Source organism: Pseudonocardia sp. McavD-2-B (assembly GCF_024124365.1).
Taxonomy (GTDB): domain Bacteria; phylum Actinomycetota; class Actinomycetes; order Mycobacteriales; family Pseudonocardiaceae; genus Pseudonocardia; species Pseudonocardia alni.
The window spans coordinates 1-22112 of record NZ_JAMXSG010000011.1 but is presented as its reverse complement, the minus strand read 5'-3'; the positions used below and the strand labels follow the sequence as shown (position 1 = coordinate 22112).

Annotated in this window: 18 protein-coding genes and 1 pseudogene; 8 read left to right on the top strand and 11 right to left on the bottom strand. The window is 74.5% G+C overall.

All coding sequences use genetic code 11. The features are described from left to right. Nucleotides 1-27: 27 nt before the first annotated feature. The 8 genes and pseudogenes from NH602_RS03320 to NH602_RS31770 all read left to right on the top strand — a co-directional run. Nucleotides 28-5166, top strand: a pseudogene (locus NH602_RS03320) (type I polyketide synthase); the annotation flags it as partial. A gap of 26 nt (nucleotides 5167-5192) precedes the next feature. Then, complete coding sequence (gene accD, locus NH602_RS03315; RefSeq protein ID WP_357440853.1) at nucleotides 5193-6866, top strand: acetyl-CoA carboxylase, carboxyltransferase subunit beta; 1674 nt, start codon at nucleotides 5193-5195, stop codon at nucleotides 6864-6866. Next, the gene (locus tag NH602_RS03310) at nucleotides 6863-7285 is read left to right on the top strand and encodes a biotin/lipoyl-containing protein (protein ID WP_253066986.1); all 423 of its coding nucleotides are present in this window, start codon (nucleotides 6863-6865) and stop codon (nucleotides 7283-7285) included. The genes accD and NH602_RS03310 overlap by 4 nt, the downstream gene beginning before the upstream one ends. Next, on the top strand, nucleotides 7282-8649 hold the full coding sequence (locus tag NH602_RS03305; protein WP_253066985.1) for an acetyl/propionyl/methylcrotonyl-CoA carboxylase subunit alpha: 1368 nt from the start codon (nucleotides 7282-7284) through the stop codon (nucleotides 8647-8649). The genes NH602_RS03310 and NH602_RS03305 overlap by 4 nt, the downstream gene beginning before the upstream one ends. Continuing rightward, the gene (locus NH602_RS03300; protein ID WP_253066984.1) at nucleotides 8646-9068 is read left to right on the top strand and encodes a PaaI family thioesterase; all 423 of its coding nucleotides are present in this window, start codon (nucleotides 8646-8648) and stop codon (nucleotides 9066-9068) included. Before NH602_RS03305 ends, NH602_RS03300 begins: the two co-directional genes overlap by 4 nt. A gap of 29 nt (nucleotides 9069-9097) precedes the next feature. Beyond that, on the top strand, nucleotides 9098-10723 hold the full coding sequence (locus tag NH602_RS03295; RefSeq protein ID WP_253066983.1) for a long-chain fatty acid--CoA ligase: 1626 nt from the start codon (nucleotides 9098-9100) through the stop codon (nucleotides 10721-10723). Then, nucleotides 10720-11475, top strand: a complete 756-nt coding sequence (locus NH602_RS03290) for an SDR family oxidoreductase (protein ID WP_253066982.1) — start codon at nucleotides 10720-10722, stop codon at nucleotides 11473-11475. Before NH602_RS03295 ends, NH602_RS03290 begins: the two co-directional genes overlap by 4 nt. A 60-nt stretch (nucleotides 11476-11535) precedes the next feature. Further along, nucleotides 11536-12846, top strand: coding sequence for a cytochrome P450 (locus NH602_RS31770; RefSeq protein ID WP_253066981.1), 1311 nt, complete (start codon nucleotides 11536-11538; stop codon nucleotides 12844-12846). Between the two features lie 49 nt (nucleotides 12847-12895). On the opposite strand, the gene NH602_RS03280 is transcribed toward NH602_RS31770, so the two are convergent. From NH602_RS03280 to NH602_RS03230, 11 genes are all read right to left on the bottom strand, one after another. Continuing rightward, nucleotides 12896-14668, bottom strand: coding sequence for a fatty acyl-AMP ligase (locus NH602_RS03280; protein ID WP_253066980.1), 1773 nt, complete (start codon nucleotides 14666-14668; stop codon nucleotides 12896-12898). Continuing rightward, nucleotides 14661-15407, bottom strand: a complete 747-nt coding sequence (locus NH602_RS03275) for a thioesterase II family protein (protein WP_253066979.1) — start codon at nucleotides 15405-15407, stop codon at nucleotides 14661-14663. Before NH602_RS03275 ends, NH602_RS03280 begins: the two co-directional genes overlap by 8 nt. Then, nucleotides 15404-16672 carry a cytochrome P450 gene (locus tag NH602_RS03270; protein WP_253066978.1) on the bottom strand — a complete coding sequence of 423 codons (1269 nt, stop codon included), beginning with the start codon at nucleotides 16670-16672 and terminating at the stop codon, nucleotides 15404-15406. Before NH602_RS03270 ends, NH602_RS03275 begins: the two co-directional genes overlap by 4 nt. Further along, on the bottom strand, nucleotides 16669-17550 hold the full coding sequence (locus NH602_RS03265; RefSeq protein ID WP_253066977.1) for a class I SAM-dependent methyltransferase: 882 nt from the start codon (nucleotides 17548-17550) through the stop codon (nucleotides 16669-16671). Before NH602_RS03265 ends, NH602_RS03270 begins: the two co-directional genes overlap by 4 nt. Beyond that, nucleotides 17547-17825 (bottom strand): acyl carrier protein, encoded by a 279-nt coding sequence (locus NH602_RS03260; RefSeq protein WP_253066976.1) that lies wholly within the window; start codon nucleotides 17823-17825, stop codon nucleotides 17547-17549. Before NH602_RS03260 ends, NH602_RS03265 begins: the two co-directional genes overlap by 4 nt. Beyond that, nucleotides 17822-18775: a fatty acid desaturase gene (locus NH602_RS03255; RefSeq protein ID WP_253066975.1), complete on the bottom strand. Its 954-nt coding sequence runs from the start codon at nucleotides 18773-18775 to the stop codon at nucleotides 17822-17824. The genes NH602_RS03260 and NH602_RS03255 overlap by 4 nt, the downstream gene beginning before the upstream one ends. A gap of 123 nt (nucleotides 18776-18898) precedes the next feature. Further along, entirely contained in the window at nucleotides 18899-19846 is a 948-nt protein-coding gene (locus tag NH602_RS03250) for a LysR substrate-binding domain-containing protein (protein WP_253066974.1), read from the bottom strand. Nucleotides 19847-19978: 132 nt separating this feature from the next. Then, nucleotides 19979-20443 carry a PaaI family thioesterase gene (locus NH602_RS03245; RefSeq protein ID WP_253066973.1) on the bottom strand — a complete coding sequence of 155 codons (465 nt, stop codon included), beginning with the start codon at nucleotides 20441-20443 and terminating at the stop codon, nucleotides 19979-19981. Between the two features lie 253 nt (nucleotides 20444-20696). After that, nucleotides 20697-21140, bottom strand: coding sequence for a hypothetical protein (locus NH602_RS03240; protein ID WP_253066972.1), 444 nt, complete (start codon nucleotides 21138-21140; stop codon nucleotides 20697-20699). A gap of 163 nt (nucleotides 21141-21303) precedes the next feature. Further along, on the bottom strand, nucleotides 21304-21561 hold the full coding sequence (locus tag NH602_RS03235; RefSeq protein ID WP_253066971.1) for a hypothetical protein: 258 nt from the start codon (nucleotides 21559-21561) through the stop codon (nucleotides 21304-21306). Nucleotides 21562-21736: 175 nt separating this feature from the next. Then, complete coding sequence (locus tag NH602_RS03230; protein WP_253066970.1) at nucleotides 21737-21967, bottom strand: hypothetical protein; 231 nt, start codon at nucleotides 21965-21967, stop codon at nucleotides 21737-21739. Nucleotides 21968-22112: the final 145 nt, after the last annotated feature.

Here is a 22112-nt window from a genome sequence, read left to right as displayed (position 1 = left end):
CAGAAGCTGCGGGACTACCTCAAGCAGGCCACGACCGAGCTGGTCGAGCTCCGCGGCAGGCTCGCCGACCGCGAGCGGGCGGCGGCCGAGCCGATCGCGATTGTCGGGATGGCGTGCCGCTTCCCCGGCGGCGTGACCGGCCCGGATGAGCTGTGGGACCTGGTCAGCGCGGGCACCGACGCGATCACGGGGTTCCCCACCGACCGCGGCTGGGACGTCGAGGGCCTCTACGACCCCGATCCCACCCACGCCGGCACCTCCTACACCCGCCACGGCGGCTTCCTCGACCCGGTCGACCGCTTCGACGCTGCGTTCTTCGGGATCAGCAACCGGGAGGCGGCCGCCATCGACCCCCAGCAGCGCATGCTGCTGGAGACCGCCTGGGAGGCCTTCGAGCACGCCGGGATGGACCCGGCGGGCCTGCGCGGCAGCAGCACCGGGGTCTTCGTGGGCGAGATGTACCACGACTACGGCCCCCGGCTGCGGACCATCCCACCCGCCGTCGAGGGGTACGTAGGGCTCGGCAGCGCGGGCAGCGTCGCGTGTGGACGGCTCTCCTACCAGCTGGACCTGCGCGGACCATCGGTCACGGTGGACACGGCGTGCTCCGCCTCGCTCGTCTCGCTACACCTGGCCGCCACGGCGCTGCGCGGCGGGGAGTGCGACCTCGCGTTGGCCGGGGGCGCGGCCGTGATGGCCACGCCGTCGTCCTTCGTCGAGTTCAGCAGGCAGCGCGCGCTGGCGCCCGACGGCCGGTGCAAGCCGTTCGCCGAGGCGGCGGACGGGGCGGCCTGGGCCGAGGGCGTGGGGCTGATCGTGCTGGAGCGGCTGTCCGACGCTCAGGCTCGCGGCCACCGGGTGCTGGCGGTGGTCCGCGGCTCGGCCGTGAACCACGACGGCGCCAGCAACGGCCTCACCGCGCCGAACGGCCCGGCCCAGCAGCGGGTGATCACCCGGGCGCTGGCCGACGCCTGCCTGACCCCCGCGGACGTCGACGTGGTCGAGGCGCACGGGACCGGCACCCCGCTCGGGGACCCGATCGAGGCGGGCGCGCTCGTGGCGACCTACGGCGCCGACCGGCCTGCGGACCGGCCGCTGCTCGTCGGGTCGCTGAAGTCCAACATCGGCCACACCCAGGCCGCGGCAGGCGTCGCAGGCGTGATCAAGATGGTCAAGGCGATGGAGCACGGGGTGCTCCCGGCGACCCTGCACGTGGACGCGCCGTCGTCCAAGGTGGACTGGGACGGCGTGCGGCTTGTGGCCGAGACGGTGCCGTGGCCCGAGGTGGACCGGGTCCGCCGGGCCGGGGTGTCTGGCTTCGGGATCGGCGGGACGAACGCGCACGTGCTGCTGGAGGAGGCGCCTGCCGCCGAGGACCTGATGGACGACTCGGTCGACGGGGCCGTTCCCTGGCTGCTCTCCGCTCGCGACCCGCAGGCGCTGCGCGACCAGGCCGCCCGTCTCGCGGCCTTCGTGCGCGCTCGCTCGGTGCGCCCGGTCGACGTGGCGTCCTCGCTGGTCGACACCCGCACGGCGTTCGACCACCGGGCCGTGGTGGTCGGCGAGGAAACGGATGCGCTGCTCAGCGGGCTCGACGCGCTCGCCGCCGGTCGCCCCGCCCGCGAGGTCCGCACCGGCACCGCGCGCGGCGCCCGGCCGGTGTTCCTGTTCAGCGGGCAGGGCAGCCAGCGGGTCGGGATGGGGCGCGACCTCGTCGACCCGGTCTTCACGGCCGCGCTCGACGAGGTGTGCGCGGCGCTCGACCCGCACCTGGACGTGCCGCTGCGTGAGGTGATGTGGGCCGAGCCGGGTACCCCCGAGGCGGCCCTGCTCGACCAGACCTCCTTCACCCAGCCCGCCCTGTTCGCCCTTCAGGTGGCCCTGTTCCGGCTGCTCGCGGCTCGCGGTGTGCACCCGACCGCGCTCGCCGGGCACTCGATCGGCGAGATCGCGGCCGCGCACGTCGCCGGCGTGTTCTCACTCGCGGATGCCGCGCGGCTGGTCACCGCCCGCGGCAGGCTGATGCAGGCGCTGCCCGCGGGCGGGGTGATGATCGCGGTCCAGGCGAGCGAGGACGAGCTGCTCCCGCTGCTCGACGGCGTGCCGCAGGCAGGCCTCGCCGCCGTCAACGGACCCGAGGCCGCGGTGCTCTCCGGCGCGGAGGGCCCGGTCACCGCGCTCGCCGCCGAGGTGGAGGGCTGGGGCCGCAAGGTCCGGAAGCTGACCGTGTCGCACGCCTTCCACTCCCCGCTGATGGAGCCGATGCTGGCCGAGTTCCGCGCGGTCGCGCAGAGCGTGGCGTACGCGGCGCCGACGATCCCGATCGTCTCCGCGCTGACGGGCCTGTCCGCAGGCGACGAGCCCGCGACGGCCGAGTACTGGGTGGAGCACGTCCGGCGGCCGGTCCGGTTTGCCGACGCGGTCCGCGCCACCGGCGGGGACACCTTCGTCGAGCTGGGACCGGACGGCGTCCTCACCGCCATGGTGCGCACCGTCCTCGGCGACCCCGCCGCGGTGTCGACGTTGCGCAAGGACCGCTCCGGACCCGCCGCCCTGGCACTGGCCCTCGGCGAGCTGCACGCCCACGGTGTGCCGGTGACCTGGGACTTCGGGGCCGGAGTCCGGGCCGTCGAGCTGCCCACCTACGCGTTCCAGCGCGATCGGCACTGGCTCGCCCCCACCGACCCGCCGCGGGCCACCGGCTCCGGTCTCGCCGCCGCGGACCACCCGTTCCTGGACACGGTCGTCGAGCTGGCCGAGCCGGGACGTGCCGTGCACCTGGGCGGGGTGTCTGCCGCGACGCACCCGTGGCTGACCGACCACGCCGTCGCCGGGACCGTGCTGGTCCCGGGCGCGGCGCTGGTCGAGCTCACCCACCAGATCGGCGCGCGGTCCGGTTTCCCGGTCGTCGAGGAGCTGGTGCTGCGGGCGCCGCTCGTGGTGCCACCGAACGGACGGGTGGAGCTGCAGGTGGTGACCGAGCCTGGTTCGGACGGCCTCACGGTCACGCTACACGCCCGACAGCCCGACGAGCCGTGGGCCGTTGTCGCGACAGGGCTGCTCGGCGACTCCGCGAAGGAGTCTCTGGAGCTGCAGTGGCCGCCCACCGGCGAGCCCGTGCCCGCGGCGCAGATCTACACGCTGCTGGGCGATCTCGGCCTGGACTACGGGCCGGTGTTCCGCTGCGTGCACACCGCCTGGCGCTCCGAGGGCGAGGTCGGAACCGAGGTCACCCTCCCCGGCGAGGTCGACACGGACGGGTTCGCCCTGCATCCCGCCCTGCTCGACGCCGCCCTCCACAGCGCCGCCCTCGTGATCCCGACCGGCGACGAGCCGCGGCTGCCCTTCGCCTTCCGCGGCGTCCGGTTCCTCGGCGCGCCCGGCACACGGGAGCTGCGGGTGCGGGCGCGGGTCGCCGGGGACGACACCGTCCGGCTGGACCTCGCGGACGGGACCGGGCGGCCGGTCGCCACGATCGAGGCGCTGGTCACCCGCGAGATGCGGCTCGACGCGCTGCCGGGTGCGGTGGCCACCGGGGCCCGGCACGAGCTCGTCTGGCGGCAGGTCCCCGACGGGGAGACGCGTGCCGAGAGCGGGCACGTCCTGGTCGAGGTCGGCCGGGACACCACCGCGGCGGGCGCCCGTCGCGAGACGCTGCGGGCTCTGGAGTTGGTGCAGGCGTTCCTCGCCGCGGAGCACCCCGAGCCGACGACGCTGGTCGTGGTCACCTACGGGGCCGTCCGCGCTGCGGGGTCCGACCCGGAGCCGGACCCCGCCGGCGCCGCGGTGCGCGGTCTGGTCCGCGGCGTCCAGGCCGAGCATCCCGGACGGATCGTGCTGGTCGACCTTCCCGCCGAGGGCACCGGGCTCGATCCCGTCGACGTCGGCGCGCTGCTCGGGACGGGTGCGCCGGAGCTCGCCGTCCGGGACGGTGCACCGCTGGCCCCGGCGCTCGCCGTGGCGCCTGAAGGCGAACCCGCCTCGTGGGACCCCGAGCAGGCGGTGCTCGTCACCGGCGGCACCGGTGGCCTGGGCGCGGTCGTGGCCCGCCACCTCGTCGAGAAGGGGGTGCGCAGGCTCGTCCTCGCCAGCAGGCGGGGCGCCGCTGCGCCGGGGGCCGAGGAGCTGCGCGCGGAGCTGGCGGCCGCGGGAGCGGAGGTCACGCTCGCGGCCTGCGACGTCGCCGACCGTGCCGCCGTGGCCGGGCTGCTTGAGTCCGTCCCGTCGCTCGGCACGGTCGTGCACGCCGCGGGCGTCCTCGACGACGGCCTCGTCGCCTCACTGACCCCTGAGCGGATCGAGGCGGTCCTGCGGGCGAAGGTCGACGCCGCCACCCACCTGCATGAGCTGACGCTGGGCGACCGCGCCCCGCGCCTGGTCCTGTTCTCCTCGCTCGCAGGCACCGTCGGCAACACGGGCCAGGCCGCGTACGGCGCGGCCAACGCCTACCTCGACGCACTCGCCGTGCGGCGGGTGGCAGCGGGCACCCCGGCGACCTCGATCGCCTGGGGCCTGTGGGCCGACGAGAGCGGCGGCATGGGGGACACCCTCTCCGCCGCCGACCGCGCCCGCATGGCCCGCTCCGGCATCCTGCCGATGCCGGAGGCCGCGGCGCTGGCCCTGCTGGACGAGGCGGTCGCCGCCGCGGACCCGGCCCCGGTCGTCGCCGCCTTCGACCACGCGGCGCTGCGACGCCGGGTCGACACCCCGGCCGTGCTGCGTGCGCTTGTGGGGGCGACGGCTCCCGCACCACGGGCCGCGGCGGTGGAGTCGGGCAGGCGGGACGAGCTCGTCGGGCTCGACGCCGCAGGCCGCCGGGCTGCCGTCCTCACCCTGATCCGGGACGCCGCGGCGGAGATCCTGGCCCACCCGGACGCCGCCGCGATCGACCCCGGTGCTCGGTTCGTGGACCTGGGGCTGGACTCGCTCACCGCCGTCGAGCTGCGCAACGTCCTGTTCGCCGCCACGGAGCTGGACCTGCCGACGACCGTCGCGTTCGACCACCCGACGGTCGGCGAGCTGACCGACCACGTCAGTGCCCTGCTCGCCGCGCCCGTCGCCGCAGAGTCGTCACCGGAGCAGACACCGGAGCCGGTGCCGACCACGACCGGGGCGGCGCGGCTGTTCGACCTGATCGACGCCGCCCCCATGATCCCCGCCCGATGAGCGGGCCCGCGCCGAGAGAGGCTTCCGTGACTATCACCCCCGAACGCGGCTGGCTGCAGTGCCCCGGCTGCCGCGCGCTGCTGTACCGCAGGCGGTACCAGCGCACCGACCGCGTCTGCCCGGAGTGCGGCGCGCACGGTGCGCTGACCGCCCCCGAGCGGCTCGCGAGCCTGCTCGACGAGGGCACCGCGGCACCGTTCACCACCGTCCACTCCGACGTCGACCCCCTCGGTTTCGTCGACGCCAAGCCCTACCCGCAGCGTCTCGCCGAGGCCCGCCGGAAGACAGGGCTCGACGAGGCCGTGGTCTGCGCCCGCGGCGCGCTCGCCGGGCATCGGGTCGTCGTCGCGGCGATGGACTTCCGGTTCCTCGGCGGCAGCCTCGGCTGCGCGGTCGGCGAGTCGATCACCGCGGCCGGGGAGGTCGCGCTGGCCGAGCGGACCCCGCTGCTGATCGTCTGCGCGTCCGGCGGAGCCCGGATGCAGGAGGGGGTCCTCGCCCTCATGCAGATGGCGAAGACCGCGCAGATGCTCTCCGCACTGCGCGAGGCGGGCCTGCTCACCGTCTCGCTGGTCACCGACCCGACCTACGGCGGCGTCGCCGCGTCCTTCGCCACCCTGTGCGACGTGATCGTGGCCGAGCCGGGCGCGCGGATGGGCTTCGCCGGTCGCCGGGTCATCGAGCAGACGATCCGCGAGCGGCTGCCCGCGGGCTTCCAGACCGCCGAGCACCTCCTCGCGCACGGCATGATCGACCGGGTGGTGCCGCGGGCCGAGCTGCGTGAGGTCCTCGGCAGGCTGCTCGGGTTCGCCTGTGCCCCGGTCGCCGAGGAGGACCGCACCGGACCGACCACGCTCGTCCGCGAGCTGCCGCGGCGGGAGCCGTGGGAGGCGGTGCGGCACGCCCGCGACATCGGTCGCCCCACCACGCTGGACTACGTCGCGCATGTCGTCGAGGACTTCGTGGAGCTGCACGGGGACCGGCGCGGCACGGACGACCCGGCGGTCGTCGCGGGGCTCGGGCGGCTGCACGGCCGCGCGGTCGCGGTGGTCGGCACCCAGAAGGGCCACGACGCCACGGAGCTCAGCGCCCGCCGATTCGGCATGCCCGAGCCCGCGGGCTACCGCAAGGCCGCCCGCGTGATGCGCCTCGCCGAGACCCTGTCGCTGCCCGTGGTGACGCTGGTGGACACCGCGGGCGCGCACCCGGGCGTGGAGGCCGAGCTGCACGGCCAGTCCGTGGCCGTCGCCGAGAACATCGCGACGATGGCGGGGCTCACCGTCCCGGTCGTCGCGGTGGTGACCGGCGAGGGCGGCAGCGGGGGCGCGCTGGCGCTGGCGGTCGCCGACCAGGTGCTGGCCTGCTCCGACGCGGTCTACTCGGTGATCAGCCCGGAGGGCTGCGCCTCGATCCTCTGGCAGGACGCCGCGCAGGCGCCGCGGGCCGCCGCCGCGCTGCAGGTCGACGCCGCGTCGCTGCTGCGGCTCGGGGTGATCGACGGCGTGGTGCCCGAGCCACCCGGTGGCGCGCACACCGACCCGGCGGCGACGGCGAACGCCCTCGCCGATGCCGTCTCGGCCTGTCTGCGCAGGCTGGACGGGGTCCCAGGGGCTGAGCTGGTGCGCAGGCGGCGGGCCCGGTTCCGGGCGTTCGGTGCGGAGACGGGCATCCTGCCCACGGTCGAGCGGGAGACGGCATGAGCGAGCGGATCACGGCCGCCGAGGCGGACCGGGTGCTGGAGGTCCTCACCCGACACGCCCGCGAGCTGGCCGGGCTCGGACCGGTCCGGCTGGCGGCGGGCGGGGTGAGCCTGGAGCTCTCCGGCCTGGCGGCGCCGAGCCCCGCACCTCTCCAGCCGCCCGCGGTCGCGCCCTCGCCCGGCCGGACCATCACCTCGGAGGCGGTCGGCGTGTTCTACCGCGCCCCCGGCCCCGACTCCCCGCCGTTCGTGGCCGAGGGTGACGTGATCGAGCCCGGCCGCCAGATCGGCATCGTCGAGGTGATGAAGCTGATGATCCCCGTCGAGGCGACGCTGGGGGGCCGGGTCGAGGAGTTCCTGGTGGCCGACGGCGAGGCCGTCGAGCACGGGCAGCCCCTCCTGCGGCTGGGTGAGCCGTGATACGCAAGGTCCTGGTCGCCAACCGCGGCGAGATCGCGGTCCGGATCGTGCGCGCCTGTCGTGAGCTGGGCCTGGCCTCCGTCGTGGCGCACTCGGCCGCGGACCGCGACTCCCTCGCCGTCGGGCTGGCGGACGAGGCGGTGCAGATCGGGCCCGGCCCCGCCGCGGCCAGCTACCTCAACATCCCGGCGGTCGTGGAGGCCGCCAGGCTGCGTGGTGCGGACGCCGTGCACCCCGGCTACGGCTTCCTGTCCGAGAACGCGGACTTCGCCGAGGTCTGCGCCGACCACGGCCTGACGTTCGTGGGGCCGCCCGCGGACGTGATCGAGGCCTTGGGCGACAAGGCCCGGGCCCGGGCCGCCGCCACCGCGGCCGGGCTCCCGCTGCTACCGGGGAGCCGGGAGGAGCTCGGGAGCGAGCCACAGGCCAGGGCCGTCGCCGACGCGGTCGGCTACCCGGTGATCATCAAAGCGGTCGCGGGCGGCGGCGGGCGCGGCATGCACGTCGTCCGCGAGCCCGACTCGTTCGCCGCGGCCTGGGCCCGCGCCCGCGCGACCGCGGCGGCGACCTTCCGCGACCCCCGGCTGTTCGTGGAGCACTACCTCGACTCGGCCCGGCACGTCGAGGTGCAGGTACTGGCGGACGCCCACGGCGCCGTCGTGCACCTCGGCACCCGGGACTGCAGCCTGCAGCGCCGTCACCAGAAGCTCGTCGAGGAGTGCCCCGCCCCGGCCCTGGCCGAGGACACCCTGCATCGGCTGGGCGAGGCGGCGACGGCGCTGGCCCGGCACACGGGATACGTCGGCGCGGGCACCGTCGAGTTCCTGCTCGAGCCCGGCGGTGCTTTCCACTTCATGGAGGTCAACTGTCGGCTGCAGGTGGAGCACCCGGTCACCGAGATGGCCACCGGCATCGACCTCGTCGCGGCCCAGCTGCGGATCGCGGGCGGTGCGCCGCTCGGCCTCACCCAGGCCGACGTCCGGCTCGCAGGCGCCGCGATCGAGTGCCGGATCAACGCCGAGGACCCCGCCCGGGACTTCGTCCCCACCCCCGGTCTCCTCGAGGAGTGCGTGCTGCCGGGCGGCCCGTTCGTGCGCGTCGACACCCACGTCCACCCGGGCCACCGGATCCCCGGCTTCTACGACCCGCTGCTGGCCAAGGTGGTCGTGTGGGCACCCGACCGGCCCGGCGCCATCGCCCGGATGCGCGCGGCGCTGGGCGAGGTCCGCGTCCGCGGCCGAGGGATCGCGACGACCGCCCCGCTGCTCGCCGACCTGCTCGACGACGAACGCTTCCGCACCGCCACCCACGACACCCGACTCGTCGAGACGATCACCGCCGACCGGAACGAGGTTCCCGCATGACCACCAGCACCGCTTTCCGCCAGGACATCGCCGATGCCGTCTTCTCCCTGCCCGTCGCCACCGCCCTCGGGTTCACCTTCACCGTGATCGGCGATGGCGGCGCCGAGGGCAGGCTGCCGTGGCGCGAGGACCACTCCCACGCGCCGGGCGCCTTCCAGGCCGGGCCGATCACGAGCCTGGCGGACTTCGTTGGTGCGGCCGCCGCCGCCACCCACCTGCCGGTCGGCACCCACGTGATCACCACCGACCTCACCGTCAAGTTCCTCACCGAGGCCCGTGGGGCGGTCCTCGTGGCCCGCGCCCGCACCCTGCGGCCGGGCAGGCGCACGTCCGTGGCTGCCGTCGACCTGACCGTCGACGACGGCACCGAGCTGTGCGCCACCGCGCTGCTCACGGTGACCAACCACAGCCCCGCCTGAACCCCACCCGAAACCGAGAGGCACCCGCCGTGCACGGCCAGATGCAGGACCGCCCGCTCGCCCTGCCCCACGTCTTCCACCGCGCCGAACAGCTGTTCGGGGACAAGACCATCGTCGCCCGTGCCGCCGACGGCGCCCTGACCACCCGGACCTACCGGGAGTGGGCCCAGCGGGTCCGCAGGCTCGCCGCCGCCCTCGACGCGCTGGGCGTCTCGCCGGACGGCCGGGTCGGCACCTACTGCTGGAACGCCCCGGCGCACCTGGAGCTGTACTTCGCGGTGCCGTGCAGCGGCCGGATCCTGCACACCCTGAACATCCGGCTGCCCGCCGACCAGCTGGTCGGGGTGGTCGAGCACGGCGGGGACGAGGTCGTCGTCGTCGAGCGGGGGCTGTTCGCGCAGTTCTGGGCCGTCGTGGACCGGCTGCCCGCGGTGCGGCGGGTGGTCGTCGTGGACGACGGCTCGCTGACGCCCCTCCCGGCGGACGACCGGATCGTCGACTACGACACCCTGCTCGCCGGCGTCGAGCCCGTGACCGGGCGTTTCGTCGTCGACGACGAGAACCGCGCGGCCGCCATGTGCCACACCTCCGGCACGACCGGCAAGCCCAAGGGGGTGCTCTACTCGCACCGCTCGACGGTGCTGCACTCGCTCGGGCTGATGGTGGCCGACGCGGCAGGCGTGGGGGAGCGGGACGTGCTGCTCCCGGTCGTCCCGATGTTCCACGCCAACGCCTGGGGCTACCCGTTCGCGGCCGTGTTCGCCGGGTCCACGCTGGTGCTGACCGGTCCGAGCCCGACCCCGCGCGACGTCGCCGACCTGATGCGGGAGCAGCGGGTCACCATCGCCGCGGCGGTCCCGACGATCTGGACCGGCGTGCTCCCCGAGCTCGCCGCGGGGGACGTCCCGAACCTGCGACTGGTCTTCTCGGGCGGCTCCGCGGTGCCGATCTCCCTGTCCGAAGCCTGGCGCACCACGCTCGGCGTGCCGCTCACCCAGGGCTGGGGGATGACCGAGTGCAGCCCCATGGTCACCAGCGGGCGGCTGCGCACCGTGCACGACGGCGCCACCGAGGAGGAGCAGGCGCTCGTACGGTCCCGCGCGGGCTCGCCCGCCTCGCTCGTCGAGCTGCGGCTGGTCGACCCGGACACCGGGGCGGAGCTGCCGTGGGACGGCGTCGCGCGTGGTGAGCTGCAGGTCGCCGGGCCGTGGGTGGCCGCGTCCTACTACGGCGAGGGCGACCCGAGCCGCTTCACCGCGGACGGCTGGCTGTGCACCGGGGATGTCGCGGTGATCGACGGACACGGCTTCGTGACATTGGTCGACCGGACGAAGGACCTGGTCAAGTCGGGGGGCGAGTGGATCTCCTCGGTGGAGCTGGAGAACCACGTCATGGGGATGGCGGGGGTGGCGGAGGCCGCGGTGATCGCCGTCCCGCACCCGAAGTGGTCCGAGCGGCCCCTGGCCTGTGTCGTGCGCAGGCCCGGCGCCGAGGTCAGCCGCGAGGACGTGCTGATCCACCTCGCCGGGTGCCTGCCGCGCTGGCAGGTTCCCGACGACGTCGTCTTCCTCGACGAGGTGCCGAAGACCTCGACCGGGAAGTTCGACAAGAACGACCTGCGCCGCCGCTATGCGGACCACGTGATGGCCCCGTGAACCGACCCGAGCCCCGGTTCGCGGGTCGGACCGCGCTGGTCACGGGCGCGAGCCGGGGCATCGGCCTCGCGGTCGCACAGCGGCTGGTGGCCGAGGGGGCGCGGGTGGTCGTGACCGGCCGCAAGCCCGGCCCGCTCGCCGAGGCGGTCGCCCAGCTGGGCGGCCCTGAGCACGCGGTGGGCGTCGCCGGGGACACCGCGGACGACGAGCACCGGGCCGCGGCCGTGGCCCGGGCCGTCGAGACCTTCGACAGCCTCGACCTCCTGGTCAACTCCGCCGGGATCAACCCGGTGTTCGGCCCGCTCGTCGACCTGGACCTGGCGGCCGCGCGCACGACGGTCGAGGCGAACGTGCTGGCCGCGCTGTCCTGGGTGCAGCACGCCCACCGAGCGTGGCTCGGGGAGCACGGCGGCGCGGTGGTCAACCTGTCGTCGATCGGCGCGTTCGCCCCGTCCGCGGGGCTCGGTGCGTACAGCGCGAGCAAGCTCATGCTCGTCCACCTCACCCGGACACTCGCGCTGGAGCTGGGGCCGGGCGTGCGCGTCAACGCCGTGGCGCCGGCATTGGTCAAGACCCGCTTCTCGACGGCGATCTACGCGGGCCGCGAGGCCGAGGCCACCGCCGACTACCCGCTCGGGCGGCTCGGCACCCCCGAGGACGTCGCGGCGGCGGTGGCGTTCGTGCTCTCCGACGACGCAGGCTGGATCACCGGCCAGACCCTGCTGCTCGACGGGGGACTCACCCTCCACTAGGGCGATCAGCCCTGCCGATCGACGGGCTGGGCCGGGACCTCACCCTGTGACGCTGGACCCGTGAGCCCGACCCAGCCCACCGCCGCCCCGCACCCCGCCACCGAGCCGCCCCCCGGCCTGTCCGTCGACCGCGACCAGCGCCGCCGGTGGGCGGTGGTCCACGGCGCCCTGCTCGGCGCGGCCCGCAGGCGGGCCCGCGAGGGTGTGCCCGCCGCCGAGCTCGTCGTGTCGCCGGAGCCCGAGGCCGGGCCCGGCCCGGCGTGGGACCGGATGCGCGAGCACCGGCCCTTCGCGCCGGGTCCGGCGCCGGGAATGCTGGTCACCGCCCACTACGACGTCGCCCGCGAGGTGCTCGTCTCGGACGAGTTCGGCATGCTCCCCCCCGCCGAGGGGCCGCTCGGGCCGCTCAGCGCGCCGTCCCTGGTCACCCTCGACGGCGAGGCGCACGCCCACCACCGCCGCCTGCTGACCCGCGCCTTCACCCCGCGCGTGGTCGCCGGATGGCGCGAGCACTGCGTGGCGACCGTCGACGCGCTGCTCGACGAGCTGCCCGCCACGGCGGACCCCGACGGCACGGTCGATCTCGTCGACGCCTTCGCCCGCCCGCTGCCGCTGCGGCTGATCGCCGAGGTGCTGGGGCTGCCCGTCCACGGTGGCGAGATCCCCGCCGAGCTGCCGCACTGGGGCGACGCCGCCACCGCGGGGCTCGACGGCGGGCTCACCTGGGAGCGGTTCGTCGAGATGGAGGAGGGTGTCGCGGCGCTGCGCGGGTGGCTCGACGAGCAGGTCACCGCGATCCGTGCGCACGGCGGGGAGGGCCTGCTCGCCCGGCTCGCCGAGGGTGGGACCACGCACGACGCTCTCGTCGTCACCGCGTTGTTCCTGGTCGGCGCCGGGTACGAGACGACGATGCACCTGCTCGCAGGGAGTGCCCTGCAACTGGCGCGTCTGCCCGCGGAGGCCGCCCGGCTGCGCGCCGAGCCCGAAGGCTGGCCCGCCGCGGTCGAGGAGCTGCTCAGGATGTGCGGGCCTGTCACCCGGGCGGTCCGCCGAGCGAAGGCGGACGTCGAGTTCCAGGGCGCGCACGTGCCCGCGGGCACCGTCGTCGAGGTGCTGGTGACCGCGGCCAACCACGATCCCGCCGCCTTCCCCGACCCGTGGACCTTCCGGCCCGGGCGGGAGCGGTCGCACCTCGCGCTCGGCCGCGGCGCGCACCACTGCCTCGGCGCCGCGCTGGCCCGGATGGAGGCGACGGTGGCGCTGCCCGCGCTCGTCGAGCGGTTCCCCGGGCTGACCCCGGTCGACGAGCCGGTCGACTGGAGCCCGAACACCCTGGTGCGGGGGCGGATGCGCGTACCCGTCCGGCTCTGAGCGGGCTGGGCGACCGCGCGGCCGACGAGGTCCGCGCGGTCGCCTGCGCTCACCGGGGTGGGGCCGGGAACCCTCCGCCGAGGTGGATCTCCCGCGCCGCCCGCCGCTGGATCTTCCCGCTGCTCGTGCGGGGGAGCACCCCGCGACGGGTGAGCACCACCCCGGCCAGCGCGACGTCGTGCTCCCGCAGCACGGCGGCCCGCACCGCGGTGGTGATCACGGTGTGGTCGGGGCCTTCGCGGTCGGGTCGCAGCTCCGCGACCACGACCACCCGCTCCGCGCCGCCCTCCTCGTCGGCCAGCCCGAACGCCGCGACCGTCGCCGGCCCCGCCTGCCCGAGCGCGGGGTGCGCCGCGGCGACCGTGGCCTCGATGTCCGACGGATGGTGGTTGCGCCCGCGCGCGACGATCAGATCGCTGCGCCGGCCGACCACGTAGAGCTCGCCCTCGACCAGCGCGCCCAGGTCCCCGGTGCGCAGCTCCCGGCCAGTCCCGTAGGCGTCGGCGGTGGCATCGGGTCGGCGCCAGTACCCGGCGGTGACGTGCGGCCCGTGCACCCGGATCTCCCCGACCATGCCTTCCGGGCACTCCCGGCCGGACTCCGGGTCGACGATCCGCAGCCCGGCACCGGGCGGCACCTCCCCGGACCCGACGAGCGTGCGGACGGTCCCGGTCCCGTTCCGGCCGAGCCCGTCCGCCCCGCGATCCTCGAGCCCCGGCCAGGTCGAGCGGTCCGTGTCCGAGTCCAGCCCCCGTGCCGGCGCGGTCGGGACGACCCTTCCGGCGGCCAGCCCGGCCGGGTCGACGTCGAGCAGCCGCGGCGCCCTACCCGGTCTGCTCCCGGTGACCAGTAGGGTCGCCTCGGCGAGCCCGTAGCAGGGGTGCAGGGCCTCCGCGGCGAACCCCGCCGGGGCGAACGCGGCGGCGAAGCGCCGCAGCGTCGAGGCCCGGACCGGCTCGGCGCCGTCGAACGCGACCCGCCAGCACCGCAGGTCCAGGCCCTCGGGGAGGCCGTGGCGCTCGGCGGCGGCCGCGGCCGTCGCGAAGGCGAAGTCCGGTCCACCGCTGCTGCGCGCCCGGTACCGGGAGACGGCCTCCGGCCAGGCCAGCGGCCTGCGAACGAACGTCGCCGGGGACATCAGCACGGCGGTGCTGCCCACCCCGAGGGGCTGCAGGACGTTGCCGATCAGCCCCTGGTCGTGGAACAACGGGGCCCACCCGACGATCGGCGAGTGCTCGTCCTGGCCGAACCCGTGGGTGATCATCTGCTGGTTCGCGGCGAGGTTCCGGTGGGTCACCATCACGCCCTTGGGCAGAGACGTCGACCCGGAGGTGTACTGCAGGAACGCCACCGCGGCGGGGTCGGCGGGCCCGTCGTCCAGTGAGTCGGCAGAGCCGATGAAGGCCTCCTCGAGGCCCACGGTGAGCACCGTGGGACCGAGGTCGACCAGCCCGCGGGCCGTCGCGGTGTCGGCGAGGACCACCGCGGGCTCGGCGTCGGCGAGGACGTGCCGCGTTCCGCGTTGGAGGTCTCCGCCCCGCCGCGGCGGAGGCACCGGCACGGCGATCACGCCGGCCTCCAGGCAGCCGTAGAAGGCGACCAGGAACTCCAGACCGGGCGCGAACACCAGCAGCGCGCGGTCGCCCGGCCGCACGTGCTCGCCCAGCCGTGCGGCAAGGATCCGGGCGCGGCCGAGCAGCCCGCCGTAGGTCAGCTCGGCGGTCTCGGCGCCACGGTCGTCCAGGAACACCGCGGCACGCCGGTCCGGTGTGGCGCGGGCCCGGGCGCGGAGCTGCTCCCGGGGCCCCGGCGGCTCACGCACCGGACTGCAGCGCGGCGGCGATCACCGCACGCGAGTCGTGGTGGAAGAAGTGCCCACCCGGGCGGATCCGCACGTCGGCACCGTCCGCGGCCACGTCCGCCCAGGCCGCGATCTCGTCCGGCGCGACGACGGGATCGTCGACGCCGCCGAACGCCGTGAGCGGCACGTGGAGCACCGGGTCCGCCGCGTGCGCGTACTCCTCGCCGAGCTCCAGGTCCGCCCGCAGCACGCGCAACAGGTAGGGGGTCCCGGCCGCGGTCCGGCGGACCGGGGCGGCGGACATGGCGTCGACGCCCGCGAGGAACTCGTCGTCGGGCAGGAGGTGGATGGGGGGTCGGCGCGGCGGGAGGTGCGGCGCCCGCCGCCCGGACACGGCCAGTCGCACCGGCGGGGTGCCTGCGGCGGCCATCGCCCGCGCGAGCTCGTAGGCCACCAGCGCGCCCATGCTGTGCCCGTAGAGCGCGACGGGACTGTCGCCGACCAGCGCGGACACCGCTGGGAGCAGTCCGTCGACGGCCTGGTGAACGCGCCGCAGCGGGGCCTCGTGGGGTGCGTCCTCGCGGCCGGGCAGCCGGACGCGGGCCAGCCGGACGTCGGGGTCGAACGCGGCCTGCCACCGGGCGAAGGAAGTCGCGCCCGCCCCGGCGTGGGGCAGGCACACCACCGTCAGCCGCGGGTCCGCGGGGCCATTGACCCGCAACCAGGACCGGGTTCCCGTCGTCCCCGCCGCCGCCGTCATCGCAGGACCACGGGGAGCCGGGCCACGCCGCGCACGATCTGGCTGTGCTCCTGCCACGCCACCGGCCCGTCGAGCTCCAGTTCGGCCGTGCCGCGGAACAGCGCCGCGAGGGTCTCCTCCGCGACCAGGGACGCCAGCGCGGCCCCGACGCACCCGTGCATGCCGCGCCCGTAGGCGAGGTGGCTCGTCGCGGTGCGGGTGACGTCGAGCGTGTCGGGGTCGGCGAACACCGCGGGATCGCGGTTGGCCGCTCCGAGGCAGAGCAGGACCTGGGCACCCTGCGGGATCGTGTGCCCGCCGACCTCGGTGTCGCGGGTGGTCAGCCGCTTGGTCAGCTGCAGCGGGCTGTCGTAGCGCAACAGCTCGGTCACCGCGGCCGGGACCCGGGCGGGTTCCGCGCGCAGCACGGTGGCCTGGTCGGGACGGGTGAGCAGCGCGTGCAGCCCGTTCCCGATGAGCGCGGTCGTGGTTTCCAGCCCGGCGATGAAGGTCATCATCGCGACGAAGACCAGCTCCTCGTCGTCCAGCCCCTCACCACTGGATCGCGCGGTGGTGAGCACGCTGACCAGGTCCTCGCCGGGAGTCCGCCGCCGCTGCGCGACGATGTCCCGCAGCACCCCGGTGAACTCCTCGACCGCCGCTGCGACCTGCGCGAAGGACTCGGCGCCGAGCATCCCCGGCTCCAGCAGGAACCGGAGCCGATGCGTCCAGTCGGCGATCTGCGGACGCAGCTCGGCGGGCAGCCCGAGCGCCGCGGTCAGCACCGTAAGCGGGAGCGGGGCGGCCAGCTCGGTGACCGCGTCGCCACCGCCCGCCCGGACCAGCTCGTCGACGAGCCGGTCCGCCTCGGCGCGGACCGTCGGGCGCAGCGCGGCGAGCGTGCGCGGACCGAACACCGGTCCGGCCAGCGCACGCAGCCGGGCGTGTGCGGGGTCGTCGGTGAACACCAGCGACGTGCGCGCGAGCCGGGCGATGCGCGCGAGCGTCGGCGGGGTGGCGAGCGTCGGGTCCGCCTTGACCAGCCGCTGCGCCTGGCGCTCCCCGAGCTCGGGGAGCAGCGCCACGGACGTCGTGCGGTCCCGCAGCAGCGCGGTGACGTCCGCGTGCCGGGTCAGCACCCACATCCCGAGCGTGCGGTGCACCGGGTTCTGCTCGCGCAGCGCCCGGTAGTGCGGGTAGGGATCGGTCCGGAACCCGGCGTCGAACGGGTTGAACCGGACGGTCGCGACGTCGCGGCCCGTCGCGGCGGTGGCCGCCCCGCTCATCGCCTACCGGCCCAGGGCGAGCCGACGGGGGCCAGCACCATCCGGAGCAGCCCGACCTTGCCCATCCGGAAGCCGACGGACGCGAACCGCAGGTAGCGCTCGTAGCGGGCGGTGACCTCCGGGCCGACCAGCGCGACGGCCTCGTCGCGGTGCGCCCGCAGGTTCGTGGCCCACCGCTCGCAGGTCCACGCGTAGTCCAGCCGGTCGTTGCGCCACGACCGGATCTCCATCAGCCCCTCGGCGGCGGTGACGACGTCCAGCGGTGACGGCAGGTCCGCCGCCGGGAAGATCTCCTCCTGGATGAAGGCGCTGGCGTCCCGGCGGTCGAGCGTGCCGTAGGCGATCGTCTGCAGAGAGAGCACCCCGCCCGGGGTCAGCCAGTCCGCGCAGCGGCCGAAGAAGTCCCGGTAGCGGCCGATCCGGCGGGCGTCGTCGTCCTCCGGCCGAGCGAAGTGCTCGAACGCGCCGACGGACACGATGCCGTCGTAGCGCGCGGTCGGGACGTGGTCGGTCCAGCTCTCCAGCCGGACCTCCCGCCGCGCGTCACCCTGCTGCTCGATGTGGGCGGCCTGCTCCCGGGACAACGTGAGTCCCACGGCGTGGCCGGTCCCCCTGGCCAGGGCCCGGTCGAGCACCGAGCCCCAGCCGCAGCCGACGTCGAGCAGCCGTCCGCAGCGCTCCGCGCCGACCGCGTCGAGATGGTGGTCGAGCTTGCGCTGCTGGGCGGCGACAAGGTCGTCGTCCCGCTGCTCGGGCATGGCGCACGAGTAGGTCAGGTCGGGGTCCAGCCAGAGCCGGTAGAAGTCGTTGCCGACGTCGTAGTGGTGCTGGATCGCCGCAGCCGCGGACCACGCGGTGCTCGGCGCCGTCCCGGTCACGACGTCGACGGGGAGGGAGCCGCGGTGGCGAGGCGGGCGTGCACGGCATCGGCGACGGCACGGAGCGTGGGGTTCTCGAACAGCGACTCGGGCGGGAGGTCCACCCCGAAGCGGTCCTCGATCTCGGTGAGCATCGACACCGCGAGCGCGGAGTCGATGCCGAGCTGGTCGAAGTCCGTGTCGGGGTCCAGCGAGCCCGTGTCCGAGCCGAGCAGGTCGGCGAGGTACTCCTGGGCCCAGGTGAGGATCTCGGCGGTCGCGGGCGTGGTGGTCATGCGGCGGCCTTCCGCTCGTCGGTACGGATCCGCTTCGCGGCGATCTGCTCCGCGGCGGGGTTCTTCAGGTCACTCGCGAGCCCGACCGCGCTGAGCCCACGGATCAGCCAGTAGCCCGGGTCCGGGCGGTACCACTGGAGGCCGAAGTTGGGCGAGCTCGGGAAGGCGTGGTGGTTGTTGTGCCACGACTCACCGAAGGTCAGCAGCGAGAAGACCGCGCCGTTGCGGCTGTTCTCCCGCGAGTCGTAGGGCTTGCTGCCCCAACGGTGCAGGAAGGAGTTGATGGCCCAGATGATGTGCTCGAGCAGGAAGACCCGTACGAAGCCGCCCCAGAGCAGCCCCGCCAGCGCGCCCTGCCAGCTCAGGTGCACGAGGCCCCCGATCACCGTGGGTACCGCCACGCCCAGCGCGAACCACCAGTAGTAGTGCCTGCTCACGTTCACCAGGCGGCGGTTGCGCAGCAGGTCGGGCGCGTAGTGGGCGATGTTCGGGTACTCGTGGCGGCGCATCCAGAGGAAGTGCGAGTGCACCAGCCCGCGCAGGACACCGCGCAGACCGTCGCCGGAGAGGTTGGGGGAGTGCGGGTCCCCGTCACGGTCGCTGAACTCGTGGTGGCGCCGGTGGATGGCCACCCAGGAGACCACACCGCCCTGACCCGCCATCGACCCGGTGATCGCGAGCATCGCCTCGACGAACGGGGGGGCCTTGAAGGTGCGGTGGGTGAACAACCGGTGGTACCCGACCGTGATGCCCAGGCCCGACACCAGCCACATGCCGGCGAGCAGGGCGATCTCGGTGGCGCCGAACGGCAGGAACGGCAACAGAGCCAGCGCGACGACCGTGCCGATGATGGGCGCGATGTCGAAGAGCAGGAAGTGCCTGCGTTGCAGGCGGTGGATGTAGGGATTGCTGATGATCTTGTTGCGGGAGGGGGCGGCGGCGTCGGTCATGCTCGACCTCCGGGGCGGAAGTGTGGTGCGATCGCCAGTGATCGTCACCCACCCCGTTCGGGCCGACGGCGCGCCAGAGCCATGGGCTCTCGGCCGATAGTTTCGACAGTGGAATCGGTGAGCTCAGGCTCCGACAGCGCGTACGGCGGCGGCGGGCCTGCGCCCCGGCTGGCCGAACGGAGCGCTCGCCTTCAGGCAGCGGACGAACTCCTCGACCAGCGGGTTGTCCACGTCGTACCGCCACACGGCGTACAGCTCAAGCGCCGGTACCGGATCGACGAGCGCCACGGTGACGGGCCGGATGCCGACGGCCGAGGCGCAGACGGCCGCCGCCCGGGACGCAGAGCAGAACCCGACCACGTTCCGCATCGACACCACGATCGACGTCGCGACCGGGTCCTCGACCTGGTCGACGACGTCGAGCGTGAAGCCCGCGGCGCCGGCGGTGTGGGTGATCAGGTCGTACATCGCGGGGCTGCGTTCGCGGCGGAAGAGCAGACACTGTTGGCCCTGCAGCTCGGCGAAGCTCACCTGGCCGAGCGACGCCCACGGGTGGCGGTCACCGACGAGGGCGACCAGCGGGGTGCGCAGCAGGCGCTGGTGTCCCCAGTCCCCGTCGGGCGGGGGTCCGTACACCATCGCGACGTCGATGTCCCCCGCCTGCAGGGCGCGCAGCTGAGGCCCGGTCCACATCTCCCGGGGGGCCACCACCACATCCGGCAGCTCGCTACGCAACCGGGCGAGCACGCGTGGCAGGACACCTTGCGCCGCAGGGAGATTGCATCCGACTCGCACCGTGCCCGCGCGGCCCTCCGCCGCATGGCGGGTGGTCTCCTTGGCCCGGTCCACTCGGCTGAGCACGGCCTGGGCCTCGACCACGAAGGCTTCGCCCGCGGGAGTCAGGTGCACCTCGTGCGACGATCGGGCGACGAGCTGGGTGCCGAGGCTCTGTTCGAGCCTCTGAATCTGCTGACTCAGTGACGGTTGGGCCATGTGCAGACGTTGGGCGGCACGGCCGAAATGAAGCTCCTCGGCCAATGTGAGGAAGGAGTGCAAATGTCGCAGTTCCATGGAAGGGGTCTCCTCGCCTAGAGGATCCGACCGTAAGCGAGGAGGTGCAACGGTGTGTGAACGTTGACGGAACTCGACCCGGGGTGGCGGCCGATCGACCCTGTGACCTCTCTCGCACCTCCCTCAGTGAACTCAACCCTGAGGCACCGGAAACACCAGGAACGAGGCTCCTCCGTGAGCCACCAGCCTGCCGTCCGCGGTCATGACCCGGGCGTCGGCGGTCGCCGTTCTGCTGCCGCAGTGCACCACGTGGGCCTCGCAGCACACCTCGGGATCGTCGACCCGGAGCTTGCCGACCAGGGCGATCGAGAGTCCGGCCGCCGTGTACGTCGTTCGGGGCGGGAGCGCCGCATGGACCGCGCTGGCCATCGCCGCCTCCATCAGGGTCGCCAGGACGCCGCCCGCGACGGAGTAGTGGGCATCGGCGGCGCGGGTCGACGGCTGCATCGTCCAGACCGCGCGGCCTGCCCCGATCGCCTCGAGGGTGATCCCGAGCGAATGGCCCACCCCGATTCCGGCCGTCAAGCCGTACTCGACGAGGGCGCGATACTGCTCGGCGCGTTCTGCCTCGTGGGCCCGTTCGTCGACATTGGTCATGGGCACTCCCCTTCCGAGTCCGGACGCTGCGAGACGGTACGCATCGCAGCAAAGCGACGACGGGCGCGAAAGGCAGGGCTGATCGCCCGATCGCGGACGAAGGTCGCGACCCAGGTGCCGGGCGTCGTGCGCGGCCAAGTTGCCGGCGAACGCCATGAGCGGCCCTCGACCGGGAGGCCGCCGAGTACGTGCCGTTGTGGGTGGACAAGGGATGATGGCGGACCTGAGTCCCCGATACCTCGACCGGCACCGGTCAGGGTGGCGGCACCGCGGCCCGGTAGAGCCAGGCGCCGTCGGGGTCCGGGTAGTCCTCGACCCGGTGGTAGACGGCCTGTCGGCTAGTTCGGCCGTCCGACCAGTACAGGCTCGGCAGGGGAATCGACATGTACCCGTAGTGAGCGGTCACACCCTCGGCGGGTCCGTCGAGGAGGCGGACGTCGACTGCCATGATCGTTAGCGTCCTCCGGGTATGCCGCGGCGGCAATGGGCCGTCCGGACCAGCGGGCCGCTCCGGGGTTGTCTCCAGCGTCAGGTGGCGGGTCGTCGCGTCGGTGACCGGCTGCCCCGATGCGATCGGGTCGTCGGGCTCAATGTGGCGGCAGACCCACGTGTCGAGTTCGAAGAGTCTCTCGGTGATGTTCGCCGTGGAAAGATCGGAGACGGGGCCTGCGGCACTGTTGAGATCAGCGGCGAGCACCGGGCTGTCGGCCCTCGGGCTGAGGCGTTCTGGAGCGCTGGCACGGGCTGGTACTCCGCGGTCCTGGGCCGATTTGGGTCCGCGACCTCGGGTTCGCCGCAACCCTCTGGTCGGCTTGGCAGCGTCGCCGGACGACAGTACGAGGCAGGGCGACGAGCGGACTTCAGGCTCGGCGGAGTCGCCACCCTCCGACATGGAGAGCGATGCCGATGATGAGTCCGAGGATGAGACCCGAGGCCGGCAGGATCGCGAGGCTAGGGGACCAGTCGTAGGTGATGCTAAGGGTGGACTCGTAGGCGCTCGTCCGGTGCGACGTCGGTGCCGAGGTGAACGATTCGAGGGGCAGGAGCGGGGTGAGTGCGGCGCACAGCACGCCAGTGCCCAGGCCGACGGACCCGAGGATCACCAGGAGTGCACGCACGGCGGCATCGTCTCGGCGATCATCGTGTGGCGCAAGCGCGCGGCCACAGAGGTCGTGGTCCTGGACGAGTACCGGAGCACGAGATCGGAGAGCCGACGGGTCATGGTGAGCTGGCGGCAGGCGGTGACCTCCGCGTCGGCCCGCTGCGAGACGGGCACGGCTCTCTGGCTGAGTCTCAGGGTGCTGCGACCTGGTGGGCGGCTGTCAGCAGCAGACCCCTCCGGTCGTAGCCGACGCCGGTGGCGGCGTGGACGAGGGTGGCGATGGCGGCGCGGAGCGGGTCGGGTTCGGCGGCGTGCAGCATCGCCGGGAGTGTCATGTGCTGCTGGCTCCAGTCCGTCTGGCCGTCGGGGGAGCGGATCGTGGTGCTGGGGACGTTGGGGTCTTCGGCGAGGGCTCGCCACATGGCGGCGGGGTCGTCGAAGTGAACCGCCCCGGCGTGTCCGGAGAGCTATCGGGTTGAGTGCTCTGACTCGGGCTGGCCGATGTGTTGACGGTAGTGCGCGGCCTCCAGCTCGGCCGGGGGCAGGTCCGCGGCAGCGGAGTGCAGC

What these genes read in the sequence shown, in the direction of transcription:
- NH602_RS03310 (WP_253066986.1), top strand. Translation starts at nt 6,863, where the DNA reads ATGAGCGAGCGGATCACGGCCGCCGAGGCGGACCGGGTGCTGGAGGTC.
- NH602_RS03300 (WP_253066984.1), top strand. Translation starts at nt 8,646, where the DNA reads ATGACCACCAGCACCGCTTTCCGCCAGGACATCGCCGATGCCGTCTTC.
- NH602_RS03275 (WP_253066979.1), bottom strand. Translation starts at nt 15,407, where the DNA reads ATGACGGCGGCGGCGGGGACGACGGGAACCCGGTCCTGGTTGCGGGTC.
- NH602_RS03270 (WP_253066978.1), bottom strand. Translation starts at nt 16,672, where the DNA reads ATGAGCGGGGCGGCCACCGCCGCGACGGGCCGCGACGTCGCGACCGTC.
- NH602_RS03260 (WP_253066976.1), bottom strand. Translation starts at nt 17,825, where the DNA reads ATGACCACCACGCCCGCGACCGCCGAGATCCTCACCTGGGCCCAGGAG.
- NH602_RS03255 (WP_253066975.1), bottom strand. Translation starts at nt 18,775, where the DNA reads ATGACCGACGCCGCCGCCCCCTCCCGCAACAAGATCATCAGCAATCCC.
- NH602_RS03250 (WP_253066974.1), bottom strand. Translation starts at nt 19,846, where the DNA reads ATGGAACTGCGACATTTGCACTCCTTCCTCACATTGGCCGAGGAGCTT.
- NH602_RS03245 (WP_253066973.1), bottom strand. Translation starts at nt 20,443, where the DNA reads ATGACCAATGTCGACGAACGGGCCCACGAGGCAGAACGCGCCGAGCAG.
- NH602_RS03230 (WP_253066970.1), bottom strand. Translation starts at nt 21,967, where the DNA reads ATGTGGCGAGCCCTCGCCGAAGACCCCAACGTCCCCAGCACCACGATC.